Annotated in this window: 17 protein-coding genes and 1 pseudogene; 11 read left to right on the plus strand and 7 right to left on the minus strand. The window is 72.5% G+C overall.

Features of this window, described 5'->3' with window-relative positions; translation table 11 throughout:
* Positions 1-82 precede the first annotated feature (82 nt).
* Positions 83-1,315, minus strand: coding sequence for an ROK family protein (locus ACGFZW_RS04540; RefSeq protein WP_393891533.1), 1,233 nt, complete (start codon positions 1,313-1,315; stop codon positions 83-85).
* A 112-nt stretch (positions 1,316-1,427) separates the two neighbouring features.
* Positions 1,428-3,056: an AMP-binding protein gene (locus ACGFZW_RS04545; protein WP_393891534.1), complete on the minus strand. Its 1,629-nt coding sequence runs from the start codon at positions 3,054-3,056 to the stop codon at positions 1,428-1,430.
* 326 nt (positions 3,057-3,382) lie between these two features.
* Between ACGFZW_RS04545 and ACGFZW_RS04550 the strand changes: the two genes are divergently transcribed.
* Both ACGFZW_RS04550 and ACGFZW_RS04555 read left to right on the plus strand, forming a co-directional pair.
* Positions 3,383-5,212: an alpha-L-fucosidase gene (locus ACGFZW_RS04550; protein WP_393891535.1), complete on the plus strand. Its 1,830-nt coding sequence runs from the start codon at positions 3,383-3,385 to the stop codon at positions 5,210-5,212.
* Positions 5,213-5,488: 276 nt separating this feature from the next.
* Positions 5,489-6,064 carry a TIGR03086 family metal-binding protein gene (locus ACGFZW_RS04555; RefSeq protein WP_393891536.1) on the plus strand — a complete coding sequence of 192 codons (576 nt, stop codon included), beginning with the start codon at positions 5,489-5,491 and terminating at the stop codon, positions 6,062-6,064.
* 112 nt (positions 6,065-6,176) lie between these two features.
* Here the strand turns inward: ACGFZW_RS04555 and ACGFZW_RS04560 are convergent, their stop codons facing one another.
* Positions 6,177-6,347: a hypothetical protein gene (locus ACGFZW_RS04560; RefSeq protein WP_393891537.1), complete on the minus strand. Its 171-nt coding sequence runs from the start codon at positions 6,345-6,347 to the stop codon at positions 6,177-6,179.
* Positions 6,348-6,904: 557 nt separating this feature from the next.
* Here ACGFZW_RS04560 and ACGFZW_RS04565 point away from each other — a divergent pair.
* Complete coding sequence (locus ACGFZW_RS04565) at positions 6,905-8,326, plus strand: lipase maturation factor family protein (RefSeq protein ID WP_393891538.1); 1,422 nt, start codon at positions 6,905-6,907, stop codon at positions 8,324-8,326.
* Here ACGFZW_RS04565 and ACGFZW_RS04570 read toward each other — a convergent pair.
* Entirely contained in the window at positions 8,220-9,308 is a 1,089-nt protein-coding gene (locus ACGFZW_RS04570; protein ID WP_393891539.1) for a tetratricopeptide repeat protein, read from the minus strand. The two genes, ACGFZW_RS04565 and ACGFZW_RS04570, sit on opposite strands and share 107 nt — an antisense overlap.
* Before the next feature lie 452 nt (positions 9,309-9,760).
* On the opposite strand from ACGFZW_RS04570, the gene ACGFZW_RS04575 reads away from it, so the two are divergent.
* A complete protein-coding gene (locus ACGFZW_RS04575) occupies positions 9,761-10,960 on the plus strand; it encodes a lactonase family protein (RefSeq protein WP_393891540.1) in 1,200 nt (399 codons plus the stop codon).
* 81 nt (positions 10,961-11,041) lie between these two features.
* Here the strand turns inward: ACGFZW_RS04575 and ACGFZW_RS04580 are convergent, their stop codons facing one another.
* Positions 11,042-11,857 carry a PaaX family transcriptional regulator C-terminal domain-containing protein gene (locus tag ACGFZW_RS04580; protein WP_393891541.1) on the minus strand — a complete coding sequence of 272 codons (816 nt, stop codon included), beginning with the start codon at positions 11,855-11,857 and terminating at the stop codon, positions 11,042-11,044.
* Between the two features lie 79 nt (positions 11,858-11,936).
* Here ACGFZW_RS04580 and ACGFZW_RS04585 point away from each other — a divergent pair, with 79 nt between their 5' ends.
* From ACGFZW_RS04585 to ACGFZW_RS04595, 3 genes are all read left to right on the plus strand, one after another.
* On the plus strand, positions 11,937-13,607 hold the full coding sequence (locus ACGFZW_RS04585) for an acyl-CoA dehydrogenase family protein (protein WP_393891542.1): 1,671 nt from the start codon (positions 11,937-11,939) through the stop codon (positions 13,605-13,607).
* Positions 13,607-14,368, plus strand: a complete 762-nt coding sequence (locus ACGFZW_RS04590) for a crotonase/enoyl-CoA hydratase family protein (protein WP_393891543.1) — start codon at positions 13,607-13,609, stop codon at positions 14,366-14,368. Before ACGFZW_RS04585 ends, ACGFZW_RS04590 begins: the two co-directional genes overlap by 1 nt.
* 220 nt (positions 14,369-14,588) lie before the next feature.
* Positions 14,589-17,054, plus strand: a complete 2,466-nt coding sequence (locus ACGFZW_RS04595) for a polysaccharide lyase 8 family protein (protein WP_393891544.1) — start codon at positions 14,589-14,591, stop codon at positions 17,052-17,054.
* Here ACGFZW_RS04595 and ACGFZW_RS04600 read toward each other — a convergent pair.
* Complete coding sequence (locus ACGFZW_RS04600) at positions 17,035-18,195, minus strand: substrate-binding domain-containing protein (protein ID WP_393891545.1); 1,161 nt, start codon at positions 18,193-18,195, stop codon at positions 17,035-17,037. The genes ACGFZW_RS04595 and ACGFZW_RS04600 overlap by 20 nt on opposite strands.
* 254 nt (positions 18,196-18,449) lie before the next feature.
* Here ACGFZW_RS04600 and ACGFZW_RS04605 point away from each other — a divergent pair, with 254 nt between their 5' ends.
* From ACGFZW_RS04605 to ACGFZW_RS04615, 3 genes are all read left to right on the plus strand, one after another.
* Positions 18,450-19,361, plus strand: coding sequence for a YndJ family protein (locus tag ACGFZW_RS04605; RefSeq protein ID WP_393891546.1), 912 nt, complete (start codon positions 18,450-18,452; stop codon positions 19,359-19,361).
* The gene (locus tag ACGFZW_RS04610; protein ID WP_393891547.1) at positions 19,358-19,879 is read left to right on the plus strand and encodes a DUF1990 family protein; all 522 of its coding nucleotides are present in this window, start codon (positions 19,358-19,360) and stop codon (positions 19,877-19,879) included. The genes ACGFZW_RS04605 and ACGFZW_RS04610 overlap by 4 nt, the downstream gene beginning before the upstream one ends.
* 146 nt (positions 19,880-20,025) lie before the next feature.
* A complete protein-coding gene (locus ACGFZW_RS04615; protein WP_393891548.1) occupies positions 20,026-21,258 on the plus strand; it encodes a metallophosphoesterase in 1,233 nt (410 codons plus the stop codon).
* A 170-nt stretch (positions 21,259-21,428) separates the two neighbouring features.
* On the opposite strand, the pseudogene ACGFZW_RS04620 reads toward ACGFZW_RS04615, so the two are convergent.
* A pseudogene (locus ACGFZW_RS04620) lies at positions 21,429-22,898 on the minus strand (glycoside hydrolase family 30 beta sandwich domain-containing protein); the annotation flags it as partial.
* Positions 22,899-23,388: 490 nt separating this feature from the next.
* Here ACGFZW_RS04620 and ACGFZW_RS04625 point away from each other — a divergent pair.
* Positions 23,389-25,530, plus strand: coding sequence for a SpoIIE family protein phosphatase (locus tag ACGFZW_RS04625; protein ID WP_393891549.1), 2,142 nt, complete (start codon positions 23,389-23,391; stop codon positions 25,528-25,530).
* Positions 25,531-25,574: the final 44 nt, after the last annotated feature.

A 25,574-nucleotide genomic window follows, 5' to 3' on the forward strand; every position in this document is an offset into this window, starting at 1 on the left:
CGCATCGTGGGCCATCGTGGCAGCCAACCCGGCGCCTGGGAAGGGGAGTTCAGCGATCGGAACGACGGCCTCGTACGCGCCCTCAGGCGGTGCCACCGCTCGCCAGGAAACGCTCGACGGGCAGCGTCGCCGCCCCGAGCGCCACCGCGTCAGGGCCGAGCCGGCACAGCTCGACGGTGCAGCGCTCGTACGGGTGGCGCAGCGCAGGACCGGCCACCGCCTCGCGGATCTGCGGCAGCAGCCGGTCGCCGAGCATCGACCCGGCCCACCCGCCGAGGACGATCCGCCGGGGGTTGAAGAGATTCACCAGGTTGGCGATGCCCGCACCGAGATAGACGCAGGTCTCGTCCAGGACCCGACGGGCCGCGGGGCTGCCGCCGGCACCGGCGATCAGCGCGGCCAGGGCGGACTCCTCGTCGGCGCCGGGCGCGGGCCGGCCCCTGCGGGCCTGGTGGTAGCGGTCCAGGATCGCCTCGGCGCCCACGTACGCCTCAAGGCACCCCCGCGCCCCGCACCGGCAGCGCCGGCCGCCGACCTGTACGACGGTGTGCCCCCACTCCCCCGCGCTGCTGGTGGCGCCGTGGTAGAAGCTGCCGTTGGCGACGACGGCGGCCCCGACACCGGACCCGATCAGCGCGATCACGGCATGATCGGCCCCGCGCCCCGCGCCGAACCACATCTCCGCCTGCCCCAGGGTCCTGGCGCCGTTCTCGATGTACAGCGGCAGGTCGGTGCCCGGGGACGCCGCGGTACCGGCCCGCAGCAGACGGCCGAGCGGCACCGCGTCCCAGTCGAAGGTCTGGCCGTGCACCAGCGCACCGCCCTCGCTCGCACCCGCCTGCTCGACGATTCCGGAGACGGCGACGCCGACGCCCAGGATGTCGGCCCGGTCGACCGCGGCGGCCGCGGTGACCTCCCGCAGACCCGCGAGGATCCGCTCGACCACCGGCCCGACGTCGTGGCGGCCGCTCTCCAGCGGGTGATCGGCCCTCGCCCGCTCGTTCATGGCCAGGTCGTAGAGCTCGACCCGCACCCGGGTCTCCCCCACGTCCACGCCGACGGCGTAACGCCGGCCGGGGTCGACGCGCAGCAGGATCCGCGGCCGCCCGCCGTCGGAGTCGACCGCACCGGCCTCCACCACCACGCCCTCACCGAGGAGTTCGCCGACGACCGTGGAGACGGTGGTGACGCTCAGGCCCGTACGAGCGCTGAGGTCCTGGCGGCTGAGCGGCCCGTCGAAGTACAGGGTCCACAGGACCACGGACCGGTTCCCGCGCCGCATGTCCCGGGTCGTCGTACGCCGCTGGGCCACCATGGGCGCCTCCTGTGCCTCGGTCCCCGGCGCCACATAATTCGAGACTTGTTATAAGCATGTCAAGTAGTGCGGCAGGGGCCGGATACGGCACCGCCCGCATCCGGCCCCACGCTCAGATGGCGCCGTCCCGCCCGGCCCAATAGGGGTCCCGCAGCCGCCGCTTGAAGAGCTTGCCCGACTCGTCGCGCGGCAGAAGTTCCTCGAAGACCACGGCCCTGGGCACCTTGTACCCGGCCAGTCGCTCCGCGACGTGCGAGCGCACCGCCTCGGCACGCAACAGCACACCCGGCTCCGTCTGCACGTGCGCCGCCAGCACCTCGCCGAACTCCTCGTCGGGTATGCCGAACACCGCCACGTCCCGCACCCCTTCGAGGGAGAGCAGACAGCCCTCGATCTCCGCCGGGTAGATGTTGACGCCGCCGGAGATGACCATGTCGTTGCGGCGGTCGCTGAGGTAGAGGTAACCGTCCGCGTCGAGGTGGCCGATGTCGCCGATCGTGACGTAGCCGGGCAGGCCGGGCGCCTCCATCGCGGCGCGCTTGGCGGCGTCGCCGAGGTAGGTGAACTGCGGCCAGTTGTCGGAGGGTTTGAGATAGATCTCGCCGGTGGCGCCGGTCGGCAGCGCCTCGCCCTCGGGCCCGAGGACCGCGACACCGCAGGTACCGTCGGCCCGGCCGACCGTGCCCGGGTGGGCGAGCCATTCCGCACTGTCGCACCACGTCACCGCGCCGGTTTCGCTGCCCCCGTAGTACTCCCGCAGCACCGGCCCCAGCCAGTCGATCATCGCGTGTTTGACGTGCGGCGGACAGGGCGCCGCGGCGTGCACGACCGAGGTGAGCGACGACAGGTCGTACCGCTCGCGCACGTCCTTGGGCAGCCGCAGCAGCCGGACGAACATCGTGGGCACCACCTGCACCTGCTCGATGCGGTGGCGCTCGATCAGCCGCAGGAACTCCTCGGCATCGAAGTGCGGCATCAAGGTGATGTCCAGGCCCGCGGCGAGGGCGAGGACGGCGTGCTGGCTGGGCGACGCGTGGTAGAGCGGGGCGGGGATCAGGGTCCGGCCGCCGGGTGCCACGGCGAAGTACTCCAGGAACGACCTGACCCCCTCCTCCAGCCGGTCCTGGGGCACCGGTTCGCGCAGAACTCCCTTGGGGCGCCCGGTCGTTCCGGAGCTGTAGATGACGGTGGGCGGGCGCTCCTCGGCTGCCCGGGCCAGCGGGGCGTAGCCGGCCAGCCAGCTGTCCAGGAGGGGGTGGTCGCCGGTTGCGGGCGGCGCGGAGAACCCGCAGGCTGCCGCGACGCCTTCGGGCACGGGCACCTCGATGATCCGTACGCCGTCGGGGAGCGCGGCGCGCACCGCGGCCAGCAGGTCCGTGTGGGCGAAGACGACCTTGCTGCCGCTGTCGGTCAGCACATGCCGCAGCTCGTCGTGCTTGAAGTGCCAGTTGACCGGCACCGCGGAGGCGCCGATCCGGGCGGCCGCGGCGGTGATCTCCAAGTGGGCGGGTTCGTTGCGCATGACGATGGCGATCCGGTCGCCCGGATCGACACCCGTATCGGATAAGCCGGTTGCCATGCGCGCTGCCCGGTCGAGGAAGTCGGGATAGCTCCGTTCGTGTCCCGCGGCGCGGAGGGCGGGTGCGGGGCGTGACACCTCGGCGGGGCCGCCTCTGTGCGCGACGGCGGGTGGCCCGGCGGATGCGGTGCCGTTGGCGGCGGATGGGGCGACGGCGTTCATGGTGCCTCCAGTGAGTGCGGCCCGCGCCCATTGAACAGCCACCTCCCCGGGTTCGCCAGGGCGCTGATGCGCAGTCGGCGCGCACCGCACGCCGTTCGATGCGCCTCGTCACGCCGTCCGTCTCACCTCCCCCCTTTTCCCTTAGATCGGACGTCTATCGGACATCTTTCGAGGTCGACACTCTCAACTCCACTATTTGCTCCGCTTGTTGACCACTGTCCTCCGATGTTTGTCGTGTCAGACGTCTTCCGGTCCGGCACGGTGCGCGCCACCATGCGGGGTGGCACGGAAGCACCGTCGGCACGAACCGACCGGAGGAGCGAGCCATGCGCAGAGGCACACGACCGGCCAGGGCGCTGGGAGTTCTGGGGCTGCTGGGAGCCCTGCTGCTGACCGGCGGCAGCCCCACGGCGTCCGCGAAGCCCCCGCCACGCGTCACCGCGGGCCCCGGCACCAACCACGCGATCGACGACCCCTTCACCTCGGAGCGCACCTCCTGGTGGCGCCAGGACCGCTTCGGGATGTTCATCCACTTCGGCGCCTACTCGAACCTGGAGGGCGAGTACACCCGGCCCGACGGGACCGTCTGCCGCAACGCCGAGTGGATCAAGCGCGAGTGCGCGATCCCCACCGCGGAGTACGAGAAGCAGGCCGCGACCTTCAACCCCGCGGACTTCGACGCCGAGGCGGTCGTCAAGGCCGCCAAGGACGCGGGCCAGCGCTACATCGTCATCACGTCCAAGCACCATGACGGGTACGCGATGTGGCCGACGAAGCAGAACTCCTGGAATTTGCGCGACCATTCGTCCTTCGACCCCCACCGCGACATCCTCGCCGAGCTGAAGAAGGCCGCGGACGCCGCCGGTATCAAGCTGGGCTTCTACTACTCGATCTGGGACTGGCACGACCCCGACTTCGCCGACCCGGCGACCTTCCCGCGCTACAAGAAACGGATGTACGCGCAGCTCAAGGAACTGGTGGACGGCTACGACCCGGCACTGCTGTGGTTCGACGGCGAATGGGACGCCGACAACCCCACCAACACCTGGTCCCGCCGTGACGGCGCCGACCTCCAGGCGTATCTGCATCACCTGGACCCCGGCCTGATCGTCAACAACCGGGTCGGCAAGCGCGAGGTGGTCGACGGCGACTTCGGCACCCCTGAGCAGGAGATCCCCGACGAACCGGTCGCCGGGCAGCTGTGGGAGAGCTGTATGACCCTCAACGACCACTGGGGCTTCGCGAAGTACGACACCCACTGGAAGTCGTCGGCGACCGTCGTCCGCAACCTGTTGGACGTCGCGAGCCGCGGCGGCAACTATCTGCTGAACGTCGGACCCGACCGGCGCGGGCGCATCCCGCAGCCGTCCGTGGACCGGCTCCGCGAGGCGGGCCGGTGGCTCGGCGCGCACGGCCAGGGCGGCGCGGTGTACGGGGCCGGGCACACCGGACTCGTCGCAGACCCCTCCTGGGGAGCGGTCTCGCGCCGGGGCGACACCCTGTATGCCTCCGTGACGTCGTGGCCCGCGGCCGGCAGCCCACTGCACCTCACGGCCAAGGACGCCTTCGAGGTCACCTCCGCCACGGTCCTGGGCAGCTCGCAGCGGGTGCGGGTCACACCGTCAGGCGACGGCTTCGACCTCACCCCCTCGGGCGCCGCCACCGGCCCCGTCGCCGGCGTGATCCGGCTCGGCATCGAACCTCCGGCGGCGTCCCCACCCGGCACCGGGACGGGGCTGACCGCGCGGACCTGGGCCAATGACTCCTTCAGCGGACCGCCTGCGGTGACCACCGTCGACCCCACCGTCAACAAGTCCTACCGCTTCGACGGCTCTCCCGATCCACGCATCCCCTCGGACCACTTCAGCACCCGGTGGACGGGGAGCATCCAACCGCGGTCGGGCGGGACGTACACCTTCACCACCGTCTCCGACGACACCGTGCGCCTGTGGATCGACGGCGAACCGATCATCGACAGCAGCACACCGCACGGGCCTAAGGCCGACAAGGGGACCGTCACGCTCACCGCTGGGCACCGGCACAGCATCCGCATCGACTACACGGAGGGCACGGGCGAGGCGCACATGAAACTCCTCTGGGCCGGGCCCGACCAGAGCCTCCAGGTCGTGCCGCGGAGCCGGCTGTACGCCGACTGACCACGCGCCCGCCGCGCGCCCGCCCGGCGGACCTCGCCCACCTGGTGGGACCGCCGTCCACGCCGCTCCTCGCGCCGATCTTCTCGCTTCTCCCGGCCCGGGAAAATTCCCCTGCCGGGCTGGGCCGAACGGGTCATCGAGGAGCGGCGGGGGCGCCGCCGCGCCGGGACGGGAGGCTCGAAGGGGCGGTCGGCGGGCGCGACGGGCGGTGAGCACCCGCCCGACAGCGGTGCGCCGGGGGGCCGTTGTCAGTGGCCGCTCCTATCCTCGGGGAACATGAACAAGGACGAGATCCTGCGCACGCACGGCGAGGCGATCGAACTCTTCGGGACCCGGGTCCACGCCGTCCGCGACGACCAGTGGGACGCCCCGACGCCGTGCACCCGGTGGTCGGTGCGCGATCTGGTCAACCACCTCACCGTCGAGCAGTTGTGGGTGCCTCGTCTGGTGCGCGACGGCGCCACGGTCGCGGAGGTGGGGGCGGACTTCGACGGCGACCGGCTGGGCGAGGACCCTGCCGCCGTCTGGGACCGCGCGGCGGTCGCCGCCGTGGCGGCGTTCAGCGAACCGGGCGCGCTGGACCGCACCGTGCACCTGTCCTACGGCTCCAGCGGCGCCGCTGCCTACTGCACGCAGATGATGGCCGACGCGGTGGTGCACGCCTGGGACCTCTCCCGGGCCGTCGGCGCGGAGGAACGGCTGCCGGGGCACCTGGCGACGGCGGCGCTGTGCGAGGTCGAACCGTACGCCGCGGAGCTCGGTGGATCCGGGCTGTTCGCCGAGCCCGTGGAGCCCCCGGCCGGCGCCGATGACCTCACCCGGCTGCTCTGCCTGCTCGGGCGCCGGCCCTGACCGGCCGGGCTCTCGCCTGCGGACGGGAGCGACTGCCGAGGGCAGCCGCTCCCGTCGGTTCGGGCGGCGTGGGGCGCGCTTCGAGGGGAAGCGGCGGCCCGGCGCCCGGCGGTCAGTCGATGCCGCGGAAGATGTTCGACTCGGCCGGGTCGTCGTCGCAGCCGGCGAGGCGCACCGGGACACAGCGGTCCCAGACCTCCAGATTGCGGACTTCCTTGATACGGCCCGGCCGGTCGCCCTGCTGGGGGCGAGGCTGCTCGTAGTGAGCCTTGTGCAATGCCACCACGCACTCCTTCATCGAGGTATTGGTTCCGACGCGGTGGCGCCTCGTTCACAAACCGGGAGATCGGCCAGGGTTTGTGGCGTTCCCGCGACGGGCCAATGGTGTTGGCGTCTCCCCGAAAGGTCGTCCGTCGTCCTCCAGCCTAACGATGTCCCTCGCGGCTCGCTCGACTTTTTTGCGGTGAAATCGGCATGTCACCGGAAGGCGGTAACAGCGCCCCGCGCGCACGGAGGAAACAACGCGGCCGGGGGCCGGCACGGCGCCTCGCACAGCGCTCCGGTTGCCGGTGGCGGCGGCGTCCGTACCCTGGAAATGAGCGGGTAGGGGGAGCGTTCGCTCCCTCCCGGCCTCCGTTTTCACGGGGTCGTGGCTCCCGGCGAGCGATCCGCTCACCAGCGTGCCGAAGGGCCGGTGTCCGCACCGGCCCTTCGGCGTACCGCCTCCCGGACGCCGCTTTCGATGCCCCGGGCGGGCCGCCGGGCCGGAGCCCGACGACACCCCCGTGAGGCCGCGCGCCTCCCCGCCGGGCGCACGGCCGGAGTGCTACCCATGGGCGGGTGGAATGGTTCTCGGATCCCGGCTACTGGCTCGGCCGGCTCATCTACCAGCGAATGCTGGCCGTCCTTTACCTGATCGCCTTCATCGCCGCGGCGCGGCATTTCCGGGCGCTCATCGGGGCCCGCGGCATGTTGCCGATCCCCGCGTTCGTGGCACGGATGCCGTTCCGCGACGCGCCGTCGGTCTTCCAGCTGCACTACTCCGACCGGTTCTTCGCGGCCTGGGCGTGGTGCGGGGCGCTGCTGGCGGCGGCCGTCGCGGCGGGCGCCGCGGACGCGGTCCCGCTCTGGGCGGCGATGGTGATGTGGGCCGCGCTGTGGGCGATGTCTCTGTCCATCGTGAACGTGGGGCAGACCTGGTACGGCTTCGGCTGGGAGTCGCTGCTGCTGGAGGCCGGTCTGCTCGCGGTCTTCCTCGGCAACGACCGGACCGCTCCCCCGGTGCTGGTGATGTGGTTGCTGCGCTGGGTGCTGTTCCGGGTGGAGTTCGGCGCCGGGCTGATCAAGATGCGCGGCGACAGCTGCTGGCGGGACCTGACCTGTCTGTACTACCACCACGAGACCCAGCCGATGCCGGGCCCGCTGAGCTGGTTCTTCCACCATCTGCCCAAGCCGCTGCACCGGGCGGAGGTGGCCGCCAACCATGTGGCGCAACTCCTGCTGCCCGTGCTGCTGTTCACCCCACAGCCGATCGCGGGGTGGGCCGCCGTCGCGATGGCGGTCACCCAGCTGTGGCTGGTGCTGTCCGGCAACTTCGCCTGGCTGAACTGGGTCACCATCGCGCTGGCCCTCTCGGCCGTGCCCTCCTGGGCCGAGCCGCCCTCGTCCCTGCCGGCTCCACCGGTCTGGTTCGAGGTCCTGGTCATCGCCATGACCGCGCTCGTCCTCGTGCTCAGCTACCGCCCTGTCCGCAACCTCCTGGCCCGGCAGCAGCGCATGAACGCCTCCTATGACTCGCTGCACCTCGTCAATTCCTACGGGGCGTTCGGCAGCATCACCCGGGTGCGCCGGGAGATCGTCGTCGAGGGCACGGCGGACGCGGTGAACGGGCCGGACACGACCTGGCTGGCGTACGAGTTCCACGGCAAGCCGGGGGACGTGCGACGGCTGCCGCGCCAGTTCGCGCCGTACCACCTGCGCCTGGACTGGCTGATGTGGTTCGCGGCCCTCTCGCCGGCCTATGCGCGGGCGTGGTTCGTCCCGTTCGTGGAGCGGCTGCTGGAGAACGACCGCGACACGCTGCGGCTGCTGCGCGTCAATCCGTTCCCGGACGTGCCGCCCGCGCGGGTGCGGGCGCGGGTCTTCCGCTATCGCTTCACGACGTGGCGGGAACTGCGGCAGACCGGTGCGTGGTGGCATCGCAGCAAGGAGCGGGACCTGCTGGCGCCGATGTCGCGCTCTCCTCGTCCCGGAAGGCGATGACCGCGTCGCGGGCGTGGCGCAGCCCGATCCGGGTGAAGTCCCGTTCCAGCTCGCCGAGTTCGTCGAGGGTCTCCCGCAGGTCGCGGCCCAGGCGGGCACGGGACTTGGTCAGCCCCAGCCGGGAGAGGGCGGTGCCCCGGGGCTCGTGCATGGCGCGGAACTCGCGCAGCGCCACAAGGTAGGTGTCGCGGGCCGCTGCGTAGCGCCCCGCGCGGTAGAGGACGTTCCCCCGCATCTTGTGGTTGTAGGCGAGCGCGCTCGCCAGGTCCATGGCACGGCAGATGACCTCGGCCTCGGACAGCAGCTCCAGCGCACGGTCCGGTTCGCCCTGGACCGAGAGGACGTCGGCGACACCGCGCAGCGACCAGGCGCGGCCCCGCGCGTCATCGGCCTCGGTGGCTATTCGGACGGACTCCTCGAACAGCTCCAGGGCCTTGGCGTATTCGCCGGTGTTGCGGTGCATCTGCGCGATGCCGGACATCGCCCAGACCATGTGCCGGGCCTCGCCGTGCGCCCGGCCCTGTTCGAGCAGTTGCTCGTGGAGTTCGGCGACCGCGGCGTAGTCACCCTGGATGCGGCCGGTCTCCGCGAGCCCCGCGAGGGAGTAGCCGTGGGCGAGGCGGTCCCCGCTGGTGGCGGCCAGCGTCACGGCGTGGGTGAGCAGCCTGCGGGCGAGAGGCAGCGTCCCGCACTGGCGGGCGAGGGTGCCTCCGCTCCACAGCGCCCAGGCCATGGCGCCCGCGTCGCCCGCGGTGCGCGCGCTGCGGTAGCTCTCCCGCCAGGCGTCGCCGGCGTCCGCCACCCGGCCGAGGCGCCGGTTGGCCTCCGCGACGGCGAGCGCGGCACGCGCCCGCTCCAGGGGCCCGCTCGCGCGGGAGCGAGCCAGTCCCGCGGTCGCCAGCACCTCCTCGTACGAGGAGTTCACGCCCAGCGCCGAGCCCAGCTCATCCTGGTATTCCGGGGCGAATGCCTTGCCGTACATATATCCGTGGCCTCTCGATCATCTCCGTGCCTTGATCAAGAAACTACGAGCCGGACAGGGGGCGGCGAATCAGTCCGCGTATGTGTTGTGCTGTACGACTCGAGTGCTACGGGTGGGGCTGATGGTCATCACCGGGATGTACGACCGCGTCGGGGTAGCTGGGCCGGAAGAGCACCGCTGACCTGCACGAACGTCGCGATCCCCGACCCTGAGGCCGCTCCTGCCGGCCGCGCCTGTCCCCCTTCAGTCCTCGTGCGGACCTCGGACGGTCGGCACCCACGCCTCCCCGAAGTGGCGTTGCGTACTACGCAATTCGGGTTGCGTCCCTTGCCGAGAGGTGGGGTAACGGGTCACCCTGGCTGCCGTATTCGGGTCACCGCGCACCACAGCACAGCACAGCACGCAGCACGGCACGCAGATCCCCCACAGATCACCGAACGCCGAGGTGTGACATGAGTTCAGCACGGCCAGGCACCACGACGGGAAGCGGCCTCGCCCGCCGGCGGTTCGCCGGCACGGTCGCGGGGCTCGCCGCGACGGCCGCGGTCTCGGCACTGAACGTCAAGGACGCCGGTCCCGCCCACGCCCGGCACCGCTCCGGGCGGCGCCCCCGCACCGACCGCCCGCTGTTCCTGGGGACCTACACCTCCACGGAGGGCGGCGGCACCGGTATCGGTCTGGGCACCTACGACACCAGTGGCCGGATCACCGCCACCGGGGTGGTCGCGGACGTCGCGGATCCGTCGTTTCTGGCGCTCGCGCCGGGTGAGCGCACCCTCTACGCGGTCGATGAACAGCAGCAGGGCGGCGTGACAGCCATCGCACTGCCCTCGGGCGGCGCGCCTACGGTGCTGGGCACCCGGTCGACCGGCGGGGCCGGGCCCTGCCACCTGTCGGTGCACCCCGGCGGCCGCTGGCTGCTCAGCGCCAACTACCTCTCCGGCAGCGTGGCCGTCCATCCGATCGCGCCGGACAGCGGCGCCCTGGGCGAGCGGACCGACCTCGTCACCCACGACAGCCCGCCGCCCGGCCCCGGTCAGGACGGGCCGCACGCCCACCAGATCCTCACCGCCCCCGACGGCCGGCACGTACTCGCCGTGGACCTCGGCAACGACACCGTCTACACCTACCGGCTGGACGAGACCGCGGGGAGGCTCACGGAGGTGTCGCGGGCGGCGCTGCGCCCCGGCGCCGGCCCGCGGCATCTGACCTTCCATCCGTCCGGCCGCTTCGCCTACCTCGCCAACGAGGTCGACAACACCGTCGTGGTCTGCGGGTACGACGCCGGCAGTGGCCGGCTGACGCCCGGCACACCGCAGTCCACCGGCACCGGGGCAGGCACCAGCTACCCCGCGCAGCTGCTGGTCACCCGGGACGGCGGCTTCGCGTATCTCGCCAATCGTGGCCACAACAGCCTCACCCGTTACGCCGTGGAGGGTGGCGGGGCGCGACTGCGGCTGCTGGACACCGTGCCGGTGGGCGGTGACTTCCCCCGGCATCTCGCGTTCTCCCCCGACGAGCGACTGCTGTTCGCGGCGAACCAGAAGTCCGGCACGGTGACGGTGTTCTCGGTGGATTCCGGGAGCGGAGGGCTGACCCGCACCGGCGAACCCTTCGCCGCGCCCGTCCCGGTCTGCGTTCTACCGCTGTGACCTGCGCGAGCGCCTCGCGCTGAGGAAGCACTGCGGCGATGCGCCGGGCTTCGAGCACCGTCGCCGCCTACGGCGGGCAGTTCAGCGGGCCGCCCGCGGTGACAGGTACTGACGGAGCAGCTCGCGCAGCTCGGCCGCGAACGCGTCGTAGCGCAGCCGGAGTTCGCCGCCGGGCCAGCCGGGCGGCAGCAGCGCGTCGGGCAGCAGCGGGTCCGACAGCAGATGGCGCAGCGCGGCGGCCGCGACCGTGAAGCGGTCGGCCAGGGTGTCCGCGCGGTCCAGCGCGGCCATCAGGGCGCGGGCCTCGTCGGCCCAGCCGGTCAGGTCCCAGAGGCGGCCGGCGAGGGCGACCGGGTCGTCGTCGGGGGTGCCGGTGAACCAGGTGCACTGTGCGGTGACGACAGCGGGGCGGGGCCGGTCGAGGTTGGCGGGGCGCAGCCAGCTGCCCTCGCGGAGCTCGGCCAGGCGCAGCCCGGACATGGCCTGGCGCAGCGCGGTGCGCTCCGCTGCGGGCCGGCGTTCGGCCGTGGTGACCACGGCGATCTCCCAGTCCCCCCGCCATGCCCTGGTCCTGGGCGACCGGCTTTCGTCCTGCCGTGACTGGCGCTCCAGCAGCCGCGCGGTGAGGCCGTACGAGCCGTCGCCCTGCCGCAGGTCTCCGGCGGCCACCATCCGGGAGAGCGCGACCCGGACGGTGCCTTCGGCGATGCCGAAGAGCTCGCCGACCCGCACCAGGGCGCGCGCGGGCAGCTGCGGCGGGTGGTGCCCGAGGAGGGTGCTCAGCACGATCGAGCGGGCCGTGAGAGGACGCAGCGCGGGGGCGTCCTCCGCGGTCGGGGTGCGCTCGCCGGAGCGCTGCGGGGCATGGTCGCGGCGGGGCCGGATGTCGTCGTTCATGAGTGCGGGAAATTCTAGCTCCGCCGATCGCGGGCATTACAGCCTTCTCACAGCTGTTCGGTTTCTGTAACGTCGAGCCATGACCGTCACCCATGAAGTCGTGAATCAGGCCCCGCCACTGACCGGATTCAGCACGGCCGACGAACCGGCCCTGCTGGAGGCCCTGCGCCGGGAGGGCGCCGGGTGGGGCGAGCCGGAGGTCGCCGAGCTGGGCGCGCTGGCCGGCTCGGCAGCCGTGCAGGACCAGGCCCGGTGGGCGGAGGAACAGCCGCCCAGGCTGCGCACCCACGACCGCTTCGGTCACCGCGTCGACGAGGTGGAGTTCCACCCGGCCTGGCATCAGCTGATGACCGTCGCGGTGGAGCACGGCCTGCACGCCGCGCCCTGGGTGGACGACCGGCCGGGAGCGCATCTGGTGCGTGCGGCGAAGTTCTACGTCTGGTCGCAGGCCGAGGCCGGACACGGCTGCCCGGTCTCGATGACGTACGCCGCCGTGCCGGCGCTGCGGGCCGCTCCGGACCTCGCCGCACGGTACGAACCCCTGCTCGCCTCCCGCACCTACGACTTCGGGCTGCGCGCGCCGCTGAGCAAGGCGGGGCTGATCGCGGGCATGTCGATGACGGAGAAGCAGGGCGGCAGCGACGTACGGGCCAACACCACGCGTGCGGTGCCGGCCGGTGACGGCACCTACCGCATCACCGGCCACAAGTGGTTCACCTCGGCTCCCATGAGCGATGTGTTCCTGGCGCTGGCGCAGACCGAGGAGGGACTGAGCTGCTTTCTGCTGCCGCGGGTACTCCCGGACGGCTCCCTCAACGGAATGCGGCTGATGCGGCTCAAGGACAAGCTGGGCAACCGCTCGAACGCGTCCTCGGAGATCGAGTACGACCAGGCGGTGGCCTGGCCGGTCGGCGAGCCGGGCCGTGGGGTGCGCACCATCGTCGAGATGGTGAACATGACCCGGCTGGACTGTGTGCTCGGCTCCGCGGCGGGCATGCGGGCCGGGCTGCGTCAGGCGCTGCACCACACCTCCCACCGGCGGGCGTTCGGGCGGGAGTTGGACCGGCAGCCGCTGATGCGTTCGGTGCTGGCCGACCTCGCCGTCGAGTCGGAGGCAGCGACGCTGCTGGGTATGCGGCTCGCCGCTGCGGTGGACCGGTCCCAGGCAGGGGACAGCGCGGAGGGGGCGCTGCGCCGGCTGGCGCTCGCGGCCGGTAAGTACTGGGTCTGCAAGCGCGGCAGCACGCACGCGGCGGAGGCGCTGGAGTGCCTGGGCGGCAATGGTTACGTCGAGGAATCGGGCATGCCGCGCCTCTACCGGGAGGCGCCGCTGCTGTCGATCTGGGAGGGCTCGGGGAACGTGGCGGCGCTCGATGTCCTGCGGGCGCTGAGCAAGGAACCGGCCGCGCTGGAGGCGTTCCTCGCCGAGGTCGAGACGGCCGCGGGTGCCGACCGGCGGCTGGACGCCGCGGTGGCCGGGGTCCGCAAGATGCTCGGCGGCCTGGCCGACCCGGAGCGCGCGCAGCTGATGGCCCGTTCGCTCGCCGAGCGGATGGCGCTGGTGCTTCAGGGTTCGCTGCTCGTGCGGTTCAGTCACCCCGCGGTCGCCGACGCGTTCTGCGCGTCGCGTCTGGACGGCGATTGGGGCAACGCCTTCGGCACGCTGCCCGCCGGCGCCGACCTGGCCGCGATCCTGGAGCGCGCCCGCCCCGGGTCCAGGTCCGGGGACACCGCACCGGGTACCGCCTGATGTCCGTACGGGTGGAGCGCGCGGGGCCGGTCACGACGGTGGTGCTGTCGCGGCCGGCGTCGCGTAACGCCGTGGACGGCGCCACGGCAGCTCAACTTGCCGACGCCTTCCGTGCGTTCGAGGCCGATGAGGGTGCGCACGTCGCGGTGCTGTGGGGCGAGGGTGGCACGTTCTGCTCCGGTGCCGACCTCAAGGCGGTCGGCACCGGGCACGGCAACCGCGTCGCCCCGGACGGCGACGGGCCGATGGGGCCGACCCGGATGCGGCTGAGCAAGCCGGTGATCGCGGCGGTCGCCGGCCACGCGGTCGCCGGCGGGCTGGAGCTCGCGCTCTGGTGCGACCTGCGGATCGCGGAGGAGGACGCGGTCTTCGGAGTGTTCTGCCGGCGCTGGGGCGTGCCGCTGATCGACGGCGGGACGGTGCGACTGCCGCGGCTGATCGGGGTGAGCCGGGCGAGGGACCTGGTATTGACGGGCCGTCCGGTATCGGCCGCGGAGGCACTGGACATCGGGTTGGCCAACCGGCTCGTGCCGACCGGAAGGGCGCGCGCGGAGGCGGAGAGCCTGGCAGCCGAGATCGCGAGCCTGCCGCAGGCGTGCCTGCGTAGCGACCGCGCCTCGCTGCTCGACCAGGAGGGCGAGCCGGAAGCGAAGGCCATGGAACGCGAACTGGTCCATGGGCAGGCGGTGTTGGCGGAGGGACTGGAAGGCGCGGCGCGGTTCGCGGCGGGAGCGGGGCGGCACGGCGAGCCGGAGGGCTAGCCCCCGGGGCCCGGGACCTCGCCGTCGGCGGCCTCGGTGCCGGCGCCCGGTGAGGACCCGCCCAGCCGGCAATCCGGGAGGGGTGGAGGGGCGAACACTTCGCGAGCGAACGATCGTTTGGATCGTTTGATGCGAACCTCTTGAGCGTTTGGTGTCGCTCGTGTTTCATACGGGCACGCCGCACCCTCGGCGCCCCCGCCCTCCCGGCTACGGAGACCCCATGACGCACCCATGGACCCGCCGTTCCCTGCTCCTCACGGCGGGCGGTGCCTCGCTCGCCGCCGGGCTGACCGGCGCCTCCGCCCTGGCCCGTCCCCACACCGCCGACGGCGCCGCGGCAGGTCGCTCCGCGGCCTCCGCCGAGGATTTCGCTGCGCTGCGTACGACATGGCGCGAACTGCTGCTCGGCACCGGCTTCAGCCCCACAGCGCAGCCCTTCAAGGACCGGCTCGCGGCACTCGGCGCCACCGCGAGGAAGCTGCGCTCGACGATGACGCCGGCCGACGGCTCACTGTGGCCGGACGCGGTCTTCGCCGACCCCGAGCCCGACACCGATCCCGAGTCGTACGGCTTCTCGGGCCAGATCCAGACCAGTTACGCGCGCCTGCAGACGATGGCGCAGGCCTTCGCGCAGCCCGGCACGGGCGTCACCGGCGACCCGGACCTCGCCACGGCCCTGCTGACCGGCCTCGACCACCTCGACGAGCAGGTCTACAACGAGCGGACCACCCGCTACGGCAACTGGTACAACTGGCAGATCGGCGCCCCGCAGCCGCTGTTGGACATCTGTGTCCTGCTCCACGACCAGCTGTCCGACGAGCGCAGGGCACGCTACCTCGCCGCGGTCGACCACTTCGTACCGGATACGGCCGTCGGCTCGTACACGGGCACCAGCACCGGAGCCAACCGCGTGGACCTGTGCCGGGTACTGGCGCTGCGCGGCATCGTCGGGGCGGACGCCGACAAGATCGCGCTGGCCCGCGACGCCCTCACCCCGGTCTTCCCCTACGTCGCCTCGGGCGACGGCATCTACGCCGACGGCTCGGTCGTCCAGCACACCTGGGTGCCCTACACCGGCTCCTACGGCGCGGTGCTGATCGACGGCCTCAGCAAGCTCTTCGCACTGCTCGGCGACTCCCCGTGGGCGGTGGCCGATCCGAAGCGGCAGCTGTTCCTCGACGCGGTCGAGCACGCCTACGCGCCGCTCCTCTTCAACGGACTGATGATGGACGGCGTTTCGGGTCGCGCGATCAGCCGCGGCGTGGCCGCGGGCGACGCGACGGGGACGCAGGCCGACGACCATCTGCGGGGCCATCCCGTCATCGCATCGATCCTTCTGCTGGGGGAGGGCGCGAGCGCCGCGGAGCGGACCCGCTGGCGCGGCCTGGCCAAGGGCTGGTGCTCTCGCGACTATTACTCCCCCGCGATGAGCGATCCGAGCCTGTCGATCGGTGCGCTCTCCCGGCTCAAGGAGGTCCTGGACGACTCCGCGGTGACGCCCGTCCCCGAGCCGACCGGCCACCGGCAGTTCCCGGGCATGGACCGCGTGGTGCACCGCCGCCCCGGCTGGGCCGCCTCCCTCTCCATGGCCTCCCGGCGCATCACCCACTACGAGAACGGCAACGGCGAGAACGTCCGCGGCTGGCACACCGGCTCCGGGATGCTCTATTGGTGGGGCGACACCTACGGCAACGGTCAGTACAGCGACGCTTTCTGGCCCACCGTCGACCCGATGCGGCTGCCCGGCACCACCGCGTCCGGCAAGCAGCTCGCGGACGGGGAGGGCGGCGTGTGGGGCGCGGCGCGCCCCGAGGTGTCGTGGGTGGGTGGCAGCGACGCCGGGTCCTACGCCGCGGTCGGCCAGTACCTCAAGGGACTGGCGTCCACCCTCGTGGCCAAGAAGTCCTGGTTCTTCCTCGATGACGCGGTGGTCTGCCTCGGAGCGGGCATCACCGCGCGGGACGGCCGATCGGTCGAAACGATCGTCGACAACCGCAATCTTGGGCCCCTGGGCGCCTCGGCGCTCACCGTGGACGGCCGGCGGCAGCCCACCTCATATCCCTGGTCGGCGCCCCTGACCGGCACCCGCTGGGCGCACCTCGCCGGCCACGCCGGCTACGTCTTCCCCTGCGGCACGACGCTCAAGGCCCTTCGCGAGGCACGCTCCGGGTCCTGGAAGGACATCAACGCGGGCGGCTCACCGACCCGGTTGGAGCGCCGCTACCTCACGCTGCTCGCCGATCACGGCACCGATCCGTCCGGCGCCCGCTACTCCTACGTCCTGCTGCCCGGTGCCTCCGCGGCGCGTACCGCGGCCCGGTCCGCGGACACCTCCTGGCTGCGGATCCTGGCCAACACCGACGCCCTCCAGGCGGTCGCGGTGCCCTCGCTCGGGTTCCTCGGCGCCAACTTCTGGTTCGGCGGCACCGCGGGCCCGCTCACCACGGACGCGCCGGCGAGCGTGACGGTGCACGAGCGGGCGGACGGCACCGCCGTCATCGGCGTGAGCGACCCGATGCGCGCCAGGAGCTCGCTGAAGGTGACCTGGCGCCGACGGGTCGCCGCGGTGCTCTCCAAGCCCTCGACGGTCACCGCGGCCACCACGGGTGCCTCGCTGACGCTGACCTTCGGCGACCTGACGGGGACGGGCGGAGTCAGCCAGAAGGTCACGGTGCGGCTCGGGTGACGGGCCCCGGGCCCCCGGTCCCGCCGGCGCCCCCACCGCACGAGGCGCGCACACGCAATTCCGGTAGCAGATCGAGGTGTTGGCGGGGCAGCGCCTCCCGCTCACGGTCGGCGTCCTCGGCGATCCGGGTCAGCAGCAGCTGCGCCGCCATCGCCCCGACCGCACGCTTGGGAGGGGCCACGGCGGTGAGCGGAACCTCCGCGAGCGAGGCCACCTCGTCATCGTACGCCACCACCGCCAGGTCCTCGGGCACCCGTACGCCGCGCTCGCGCAGGCGGGCCACCAGCGCGATGGCGTCCGCGTCGCTGTGCACCAGGGCGGCCGTGACCCGGTCGCGGGCCACCGCGTCGGCCAGATGCTCCAAGGTGGCCTCCAGTCGCCGGGTGCCGGTCGACGCCGGGTGGCCCTCCGACGGCGACACCGGTACGGACGTGAGCCCCAACGATCGCACCGCGCCCTCGAAGCCGTCCCGGATACGGCCCGCGTGCACGCTCTCCTGGACCGCGAGCGCGATCCTCCGGTGGCCGAGGTCAGCGAGATGCCGGACCGCCATCGCCGCACCGTGCGCCCGGTCCGTACGCACCCGGTCCAGCTCAGCGGCGGGACTTCCCGCGGGCGCCCACCGCTCGACGAGCACCACCGGCGCGGCGCTCTCCCGCAGCCGCTGCTGCTGGGCCGCCGAGGGCAGCCCTTCCTGCCAACTGGGCGCCAGCAACAACCCGTTGGCGCCGCCTTCCAGCATCCGTCCGATCTGTGCGGCGTCCTCTTCCGGCTGATAGGACGTCAGCCCGAGGAGCAGGCGGCCGCCTTGCGCCTCCACCGTCTCGCGGGCGCCGCGCACCATGTCACCGAAGAAGCGGTCGACGGTCGGTACCACCATGCCGACGACCGGCGCCGGCCTCCCCGGCGCGCCCCCCGCGTGACCCGCTTCCCGCTCGCGGCGGTCCGCCACGGCGCCGGGCCACAGCACCGCGCCGTGCCGCCGCACCAACCTGCCCTGCCCGGACAGCGTCTCGACATCCCGCCGCACCGTGACAACGGACACGCCCAGCTCGCCCGCCAGGTCCGTCACCCGCAGGCTGCCGCGCTCCTGGACCAGCGCGAGCACCCGCTCATGACGCCGGTCGACATGCATCCGCATGGTGCCCCCAGGGCTCGCCCGTTCCGCTTCTTTCACCGCTGCCGTCCTGGTCAGGGAGTGTACGCAGCGGCCCGGAAGCGCGACGCGCGGGTGCTCCACCGCCCCCGCGACGCCCACTTCCGCGGACCTCGGCGCGCCCGCCGGGCGGCGGCGGACACGGAGAGCCCTCCACCGGGGACCATTCTTGAACACGTTCAATTCTGCGCGTACTGTCGGCGCCGTACCGGACAGACAGGTCACGAAAGGGGGGCGTGGTGACCGTATTGGTCCACTTCATCGTCATGCTCGGGATGTTCGTGGTGATCCCGCTCGGGATCTCACTCGTCGAAGGACGGGGCTCGGGGGGCATGGCCCGCCTCCGCCGCTGGTGGCCGCTCGCCGCCGCGGCGGGCACGGCGGCCCTCTGGCTGCCGCGCGGCCCCCTCGCCGTGGGCTGCGCCGCCGGTTACGCGGTGGCCACCCTCGCGCTCGCCCTCCAGGCCCCGCGGCGGCTCGCCCGCACCCGTTCCCTGGCGGCGTCCGAGGTCGCCGTGCTGACCGCGCTGGCCACCCCGGCCGTCGCCGGTGCCGCACTGGTCGCCGAGCGCGGCGGGTACCGGCTGTTCGGCTTCGACCTCGACATCCTGGCGCTGACAGTGCCGCACTTCCACTTCGCCGGATTCGCCGCGGCGCTGATCGCTGGCCTGGTGTGCCGCGGCACCGGCGGCGGCCGGGCGGGCCGGGCCGCCGCGCTCAGCGTTCCGGTGGGCACCCTGCTGGTGCTCGCCGGGTACTTCGCCGACGACTGGGCGGAGCTGGCCGGCGCCCTGGTCCTGACCGCCGGTATGTGGCTGGTGGGCCTGCTGACCTGGCGCGACCTGAGGACGACGGGGCCCGACCGGACGACGCGGGCGCTGCTCGCCTGCTCCGCGACGGTCCTCGTGGCCACCATGCTGCTGGCTCTGAGCTGGGCGCTCGGTGAGGCGACCGGCTTGCCCCACCCCTCGCTCGCCTGGATGGCCGCCACCCACGGCCTGGGCAACGCCCTCGGATTCGCCCTCTGCGCGCTCCTCGCCCAGCGACGGCTGCGCGCCGTGCAGGTGCCGGCTCCGGACGAACCCGTTGCGCAGACCCACGGCACCACGACCGAACCCGACATCCGCACGCTGAAGGAGCGCACCGCATGAGCGACCTCAACTATCCCGAGGAGGGCGGCACCCGGCACCGCCCGCTGCCGCCCGGCTACCACCACCTGCACGAGGAGCGGAAGATCGGCCACGGTCCCGAGGTGCTGGCGGCGGCGGGCGAGGCGATCACCACCTTCCGGATGCACCGCGCGTCAGGCGCCCAGGTCCACGCCGACGCCCCGCGCGCCGCCCCCGGGGTGGCCGTCGAGGTCGCGCTCGGCATCGGCCCGCTGTGGCTGCGTGCACCCTGTCGGGTCGTGTGGACGGCGGAGGAGGAGGACCGCGTCGGCTTCGCGTACGGCACCCGGGACGGCCACCCGGAGTGCGGCGAGGAGGCGTTCATCGCGGAGCTGCGCGCGGACGGCTCGGTGTGGTTCACCGTGACCGCATTCAGCCGCCCGGCCCGCCTCTACAGCCGCCTCGCGGGGCCCGTGGTCCCCGTCTTCCAGCGCCTGTACGCCCAGCGCCTCGGCCGTACCCTGCGCCGCCTCGCCGACCGCCCCCGCGACAGCATCTGAACCGCCGGAGCCCCGGGCCCCGGCACCAGGGAGGAAGAACCGGGGGTGCACATTCCGGCAACTCGACGCGCCGGAATCTTCATACATCCACTCCTCGTTCATCAATTCGTCACCACCGGCCCTGACGCGCGTGAGAGAAACCAGGCATGTGTGAAGACGAACTGATCCCGCCGCAGGCGGACATGACCGAGAGCCAGTGGCTGCGCACCGGCTCGGACGCCGCGGCCGGGGGGCCGCCGATGCGGACGACGGGGCGCGTCCCGCAGTTCGTGAACCGGCGGACGCTGCTGGGCGGAGCGGTGGCCGGCGCGGCGCTCGCCGTACTCCCCACCGGCGCGCAGTCGCCCGCGTCCGCCGCGTCGCGCACCGGCGCCTCGGGGGCTGCCGAGGCCTTCCCCTTCCCCGAACACCCCAACGGCAACGGCGAGTTCGCCGTCCTGGTCACCGGAGACGCGGGGACCGGCGACGAGGCGCAGTACGCGGTGGCCGCCGCCGCCCGCGACGTCTGCCGCTCCGAGGGGGTGGGCCTGGCGGTCGGCCTGGGCGACAACATCTACGAGAACGGGCCCGAGTCCGACCACGACTCGGAGTTCCAGGACAAGTTCGAGAAGCCGAACAACGGCATCGACGTGCCCTGGCTGATGGTGCTGGGCAACCACGACTGCTCGGGTCTGATACCCGGCAGCGGGGGCGACCCCTCGCGCGGCGACCGCGAGGTGGCCTACGCCGCGACCTCGCGGCGCTGGCACATGCCTGCCCGTTACTACAGTGTGCCGCTGCCGGCCGCGGATCCACTGGTGGAGTTCTTCGCGATCGACACGATTCCGTGGTCGTCGTATGTCGCGCAGCTCGACCCGCACTACTGGTGGAACGGCCCGTACATGCGCGAGCAGCGGCAGTGGCTGGACGGCGCGCTGAGCGCGTCACGGGCCCGCTGGAAGGTCGTCATCGGCCACCATCCGTACCTCAACAACGGCAAGCACGGCAGCGCCGGTTCCTACGACGGTTTCGAGATCGGGAACTACACCAGCGGCGTTCACCTCAAGGAGATGTACGAGGAGGTGGTGTGCGGACGGGCCGATCTGATCCTGTCCGGTCACGACCACACCCTCCAGGTGCTGGAGCCGACGGCCCGGACGGGCGGCACTCGTCAGGTGGTGTGCGGCGCGTCGGCCAAGACCGAGGACGGCAAGGCCCACTTCGGGCACCCGGCGGCCTGGCAGAACTTCGCCGACCACGGGTTCATGGTGCTGAAGGTGTCCGGGGCGCGGCTGACCATCGACGCCTACACCGTCGACGTGGCCACGCGGAAAGCCACACTGGCGCACCGGACACGGACCGCGGCGCCGGTCGCCGCCGGGGCTCGGGTGCACGCCTGACGGCATGTGTCGTCCCCCGGCGGGGAGCACCGGGGGACGACACTCCTCCGACTCAGCGCGGAGAACTCAACACGGGGGAACGCGGCGCGGCGGGCGCCTCCTCGTCGCGCTCACTCCCGCTCTCGCTGGTAGGCGGCGGTGACGGGCCCGCGGTCCGCGGTCAGGGCACCGCGGGAGGGACTGCCGGAGGGGTTGCCGCTCCAGGTGAAGGTCGCCGACGCGCCGGCCGGCAGGTCATGGGTGACGTGCTCGCCGCCCCAGTTGATGTCGGCCTTCCGGGTCTCGGCCGTGTCGTTGTAGGCGATCAGCGCCTTGGAGTCGTCGGGGTTCTTCCAGGCCACGTTGTGAACCGTGGCAGAGGCGGTGGAGGCGATACGCCGGGCGCCGGGCCGCACGAACTTGGTGAGGTGTCCCATCGTGTAGTACTCGACGGTGTAGTCGACGGTGCCGTGCTGACCGTCGCCGTTGTGCACCGTGACCAGTCCGGTGCAGGTGCCGCATCCGCCGTTGTGCGGCCCGCCGTTCTGGTCCACGGCGAGTGACCACTTGACCCAGCTGCTGCCCCAGTTGCGGGTGTAGTCGATCAGGTTGTGCATGTCCTCCTTCTGCTGGTTGGCGATCCACTGGCCGCCGGAGTGCTCCGTGTCGTGGGCGACGAGGCCGGGGTAGCGATCGTGCACCCTGGTCTGCTCGGTGACGTCGCCGCCGTAGCCGTGCCAGGCCATACCGCCGAAGTTGGGGTGGCTGCGCACTGCCGCGTCGTCGACGGTGGGCGCTGCGAAGTCGGCGTACTTGTCCCAGTTCCAGTCGAGCGCCAGGACCTTGGTGGACAGGCCTGCGTCCTTCAGGGCGGGCAGCAGGTTGTTCTTGGTGAAGTAGGCGAGGCCGGAGCCGTTCCACTGCATGGAGGGATAGCCGGAGCAGCAGGTCGGCTCGTTCTGGACGGAGACGTAGTCGACGGGCACGCCCTTGTCGCGGTACGCCTGGAGATACTTCACGAAGTACTGGGCGTAGGCCCCGTAGTACTGCGCCTCCAGCCAGCCCTGGTCGAGCTTGTCGTTGTCCTTCATCCAGGCGGGCGCGGTCCACGGCGAAGCCATCACCTTGACGGCCGGGTTGAGCGCACGCGCCTGGGCGGTCAGCGGCAGCACGTCGGCGAGGTCGTGCTCGATGGAGAAGGCGTCCAGGGCGGGGTCGGTCCGCCCGGCGGGCATGTCGTCGTAGGTGTAGCCGAAACGGGCGAGGTCGGAGGCGCCCATCGGGTTGCGGACGAAGCCGAGGCCGATGCCCTCGACAGGGTCGAAGAGCTTCTTCATGGTCGCGTAGCGGGTGGCCTCGCTGATCGCGCCGCTGCTCTTCAACAGCCAGCCGGCCGTGTCGGTGAAGGACGCCCCACCGCCTTCGAACGTCTGGTACGTCGTCGACTCGTCGACGGTGATGTCTCCTCCGCCGCCGGGGACGAAGGCCACCGGGTCCTGCTTCTCCAGTCCCTTGGCGACCTGCCGGCCACCGGGGTCGGAGGTGGTGGTGAGGTGGACCTGGACCTGCGTCTGCGCGGCGGCCTCGGGGGCGGCCGACGCTCCGGCGGCCACACACACCGGTACGAGGGCGGCCGCGGCCGCCCCGACCGCGCCGGTCATGGCGCGGCGGAATCTGCGGGATCTCATGGGGGGGGTGCCTTCCTGTGGCAGGGCAGGCAGGCGCATACGCCGGTCTGCCCGACGGGCCGGTGCGGTCACGGCCCTGCTGCTGCTTCCGGCCGGTGTGGTCACGGCCGGCGGCTCGACACAAGGTTCGGGAGTTGAACGTGCCACGTCAAGAGTCGGGGAGAAAACCGGAGTTGACCGGCCTCGCGTCGCGCGGCGCGTTCACCACATGAACATGGACTCGCGGAGGTGCTCCCTGGTCTGCCACGCCCGGCGCCGCGCACCGCCCCGGCAGGGCGTCCGCCGGGCGTCACCCGACTTCCGTAACGCCCCACGGCACCCGCAGCACCCCGAATGCGGGCGGCCGGACCCGGGCCTAGGGTGAGCGCATGGCCGCGTTCCGGTGGAGATCGGCCCCGGTCAACGGCCCGCGACCGAGGGTGTGGGGCGTGCGTGCCCCGGCAGGGGTGGGGGCGCCACCGCCATGACGAGCCGGAAAGGACCGCGGCGCGAGCGCTACGACCCCCGTGCCGACAGGTCCCCGCGGCGTGTCGAGGAAGACGTGCCGGGTGTGTCGCACCACGAGCCCGTCGACCTGCGCGGCCGGCTCTCGCTCAACCGCATGGGCACCTTCGACTGGGACCTCGACAGCGGCTTCATGAACCTGGACGACGGCGCGCTCGACGTGTTCGACCTGAGCGCCGACGAATTCGACGGGGACCCGCTGTCCCTGGCCACCCGGGTGCCGCCGGACGACGGCCTGCGGCTGGACACGGCGCTGTCCGAGGCGCTCCAGCACGGCAACTCCTCCTACGGCGCGTACTTCCGTATCCGGTGCCGCGACGGGACCCCGCGCTGGACGCACTCCCAGGGCCGGATCCTGCACGACGCGGAAGGGCTCCCCTACCGGGTCATCGGCATCGTCCGGGAGGCGTCGGGCGAGCTGGCCGACTCGGGGCTGCTGCGCTCTCTCCAGAGGGAGCGGCAGCGGCAGACGGTCATGGTGCAGCAGACCACGACCGCGTTGTCCCGTGCCCTGTCCGTCGCGGATGTGACCCGGGTGCTCACCGGCACCGGCGCCGCCCTCCGCTTCGGTGCCGACGCGCTGGTCCTCGGGCTGGTCGACGGCGACACCTTCGAGGTGATCGCCGCCACCGGACTGACGGGCGAGGTCCCCCAGGACCTGATGAACGCGCCGCTGGACGACACCCTGCCGCTGTCGGACACGGTGCGCTCGCGGCGGCCCAGCTTCCTGGGCACCCGCGGCGAGCTGATCGCCCGCTATCCCCGGCTGCGTCCCTACACCGAGATGCTGCCGACGGGCAGCGCGGCCTTCCTGCCGCTGATCGCGCAGGACACCGTCATCGGGGCTCTGGCCCTGCTCAACGCCGAGCCGGCGGTGCAGTCGACCGATTCGCGGAACCTGGCCCTGGCGCTGGCCGGTGTCGTCGCCCAGTCGCTGCAGCGCGCCACCCTCTTCGACCAGGAGCGGGAGTTCGCGACCGGACTCCAGGCGACGATGCTGCCGCGCCGGGTCCCGCCCATCCCCGGCGGCGAGGTGGCCGTGCGCTACCACCCGGCGAGCGTCGGACGGGACATCGGCGGCGACTGGTACGACGTGGTCCCGCTGCCACAGGGACGTACCGGCCTGGTGGTGGGGGACGTGCAGGGCCACGACACCCACGCGGCCGCGGTGATGGGCCAGTTGCGCATCGCCCTGCGCGCCTACGCCAGTGAGGGCCACTCGCCGGAGACGGTGCTGGTGCGGGCCTCCCGCTTTCTGTCGGAGCTGGAGACCGAACGGTTCGCGACGTGTACGTACGTCCAGGCCGACCTGGAGTCCGGGGCCCTGCGGGTGGCGCGTGCCGGTCATCTCGGCCCGCTGATCTGCGACAGCTCCCGGCACATCGACTGGCCCGAGATCCGCGGCGGACTGCCCCTGGGCGTCGCGACGTCCTTCGGGCACGACCACTTTCCGGAGACCCAGCTGTTCCTGGAGCCCGGGTCCACCCTGCTGCTGTGCACCGACGGTCTGGTCGAGCAGCCGGGCCAGGACATCGCCATGGGAATCGACAAGCTGTCCGCCGCGGTCCGCGCCGGGCCGGGGGACCTGGAGACGCTCGCCGACCGGCTCGCTGACCAGCTGTGGGCCAGCCCCGGCTCGGATGACGACATGGCGCTCCTGCTGCTGCACCGGCTGCCCGGCACGGCGGCCGCCCTCACGCCGCGGCTGCGGCTGCACGTCCATCAGGCCGACCCGTCGGGCGCCGCTGAGGTCCGCTCGGCACTGCGCCGGACCCTGGACCAGTGGCGAGCCGGGAGCGTGTCGCACGATGTCGAGGTAGCCGCCTCCGAGCTGATCGCCAACGCCCTGACACACACCGAGAGCGGCGCCCTGATCGCCATGGAACTGCTGCCCGGCTCACCCCAGCGGATCCGACTAGAGGTCGAGGACCGCTCCAGCCAGTGGCCACGGCGCCGCAGCCCCGGCGAGACCGCGACCTCCGGCCGGGGGCTGATGCTCGTCGAGGCACTCGCGCACCGCTGGGGCGCGGAGCCGCGGGGCTCCGGCAAGGCACTGTGGTGCGAGTTCGTCCTGCCGGACACCACCGGCTCGGCCTACTGAAGGTCCGCGCCGCAGCGCTGCGGTGACGTCCCGTGGGCGCGCCG

It is taken from the genome of Streptomyces sp. NPDC048248, assembly GCF_043201875.1.
GTDB lineage: Bacteria > Actinomycetota > Actinomycetes > Streptomycetales > Streptomycetaceae > Streptomyces.

Excerpts from the sequence above, each read along its gene's own strand:
- ACGFZW_RS04585 (WP_393891542.1), top strand. The coding sequence starts at position 11,937 with ATGACCGTCACCCATGAAGTCGTGAATCAGGCCCCGCCACTGACCGGA.
- ACGFZW_RS04570 (WP_393891539.1), bottom strand. The coding sequence starts at position 9,308 with ATGTACGGCAAGGCATTCGCCCCGGAATACCAGGATGAGCTGGGCTCG.
- ACGFZW_RS04555 (WP_393891536.1), top strand. The coding sequence starts at position 5,489 with ATGAACAAGGACGAGATCCTGCGCACGCACGGCGAGGCGATCGAACTC.
- ACGFZW_RS04550 (WP_393891535.1), top strand. The coding sequence starts at position 3,383 with ATGCGCAGAGGCACACGACCGGCCAGGGCGCTGGGAGTTCTGGGGCTG.
- ACGFZW_RS04540 (WP_393891533.1), bottom strand. The coding sequence starts at position 1,315 with ATGGTGGCCCAGCGGCGTACGACGACCCGGGACATGCGGCGCGGGAAC.
- ACGFZW_RS04625 (WP_393891549.1), top strand. The coding sequence starts at position 23,389 with ATGACGAGCCGGAAAGGACCGCGGCGCGAGCGCTACGACCCCCGTGCC.
- ACGFZW_RS04575 (WP_393891540.1), top strand. The coding sequence starts at position 9,761 with ATGAGTTCAGCACGGCCAGGCACCACGACGGGAAGCGGCCTCGCCCGC.
- ACGFZW_RS04595 (WP_393891544.1), top strand. The coding sequence starts at position 14,589 with ATGACGCACCCATGGACCCGCCGTTCCCTGCTCCTCACGGCGGGCGGT.
- ACGFZW_RS04615 (WP_393891548.1), top strand. The coding sequence starts at position 20,026 with ATGTGTGAAGACGAACTGATCCCGCCGCAGGCGGACATGACCGAGAGC.
- ACGFZW_RS04590 (WP_393891543.1), top strand. The coding sequence starts at position 13,607 with ATGTCCGTACGGGTGGAGCGCGCGGGGCCGGTCACGACGGTGGTGCTG.
- ACGFZW_RS04580 (WP_393891541.1), bottom strand. The coding sequence starts at position 11,857 with ATGAACGACGACATCCGGCCCCGCCGCGACCATGCCCCGCAGCGCTCC.
- ACGFZW_RS04610 (WP_393891547.1), top strand. The coding sequence starts at position 19,358 with ATGAGCGACCTCAACTATCCCGAGGAGGGCGGCACCCGGCACCGCCCG.
- ACGFZW_RS04545 (WP_393891534.1), bottom strand. The coding sequence starts at position 3,056 with ATGAACGCCGTCGCCCCATCCGCCGCCAACGGCACCGCATCCGCCGGG.
- ACGFZW_RS04600 (WP_393891545.1), bottom strand. The coding sequence starts at position 18,195 with ATGCGGATGCATGTCGACCGGCGTCATGAGCGGGTGCTCGCGCTGGTC.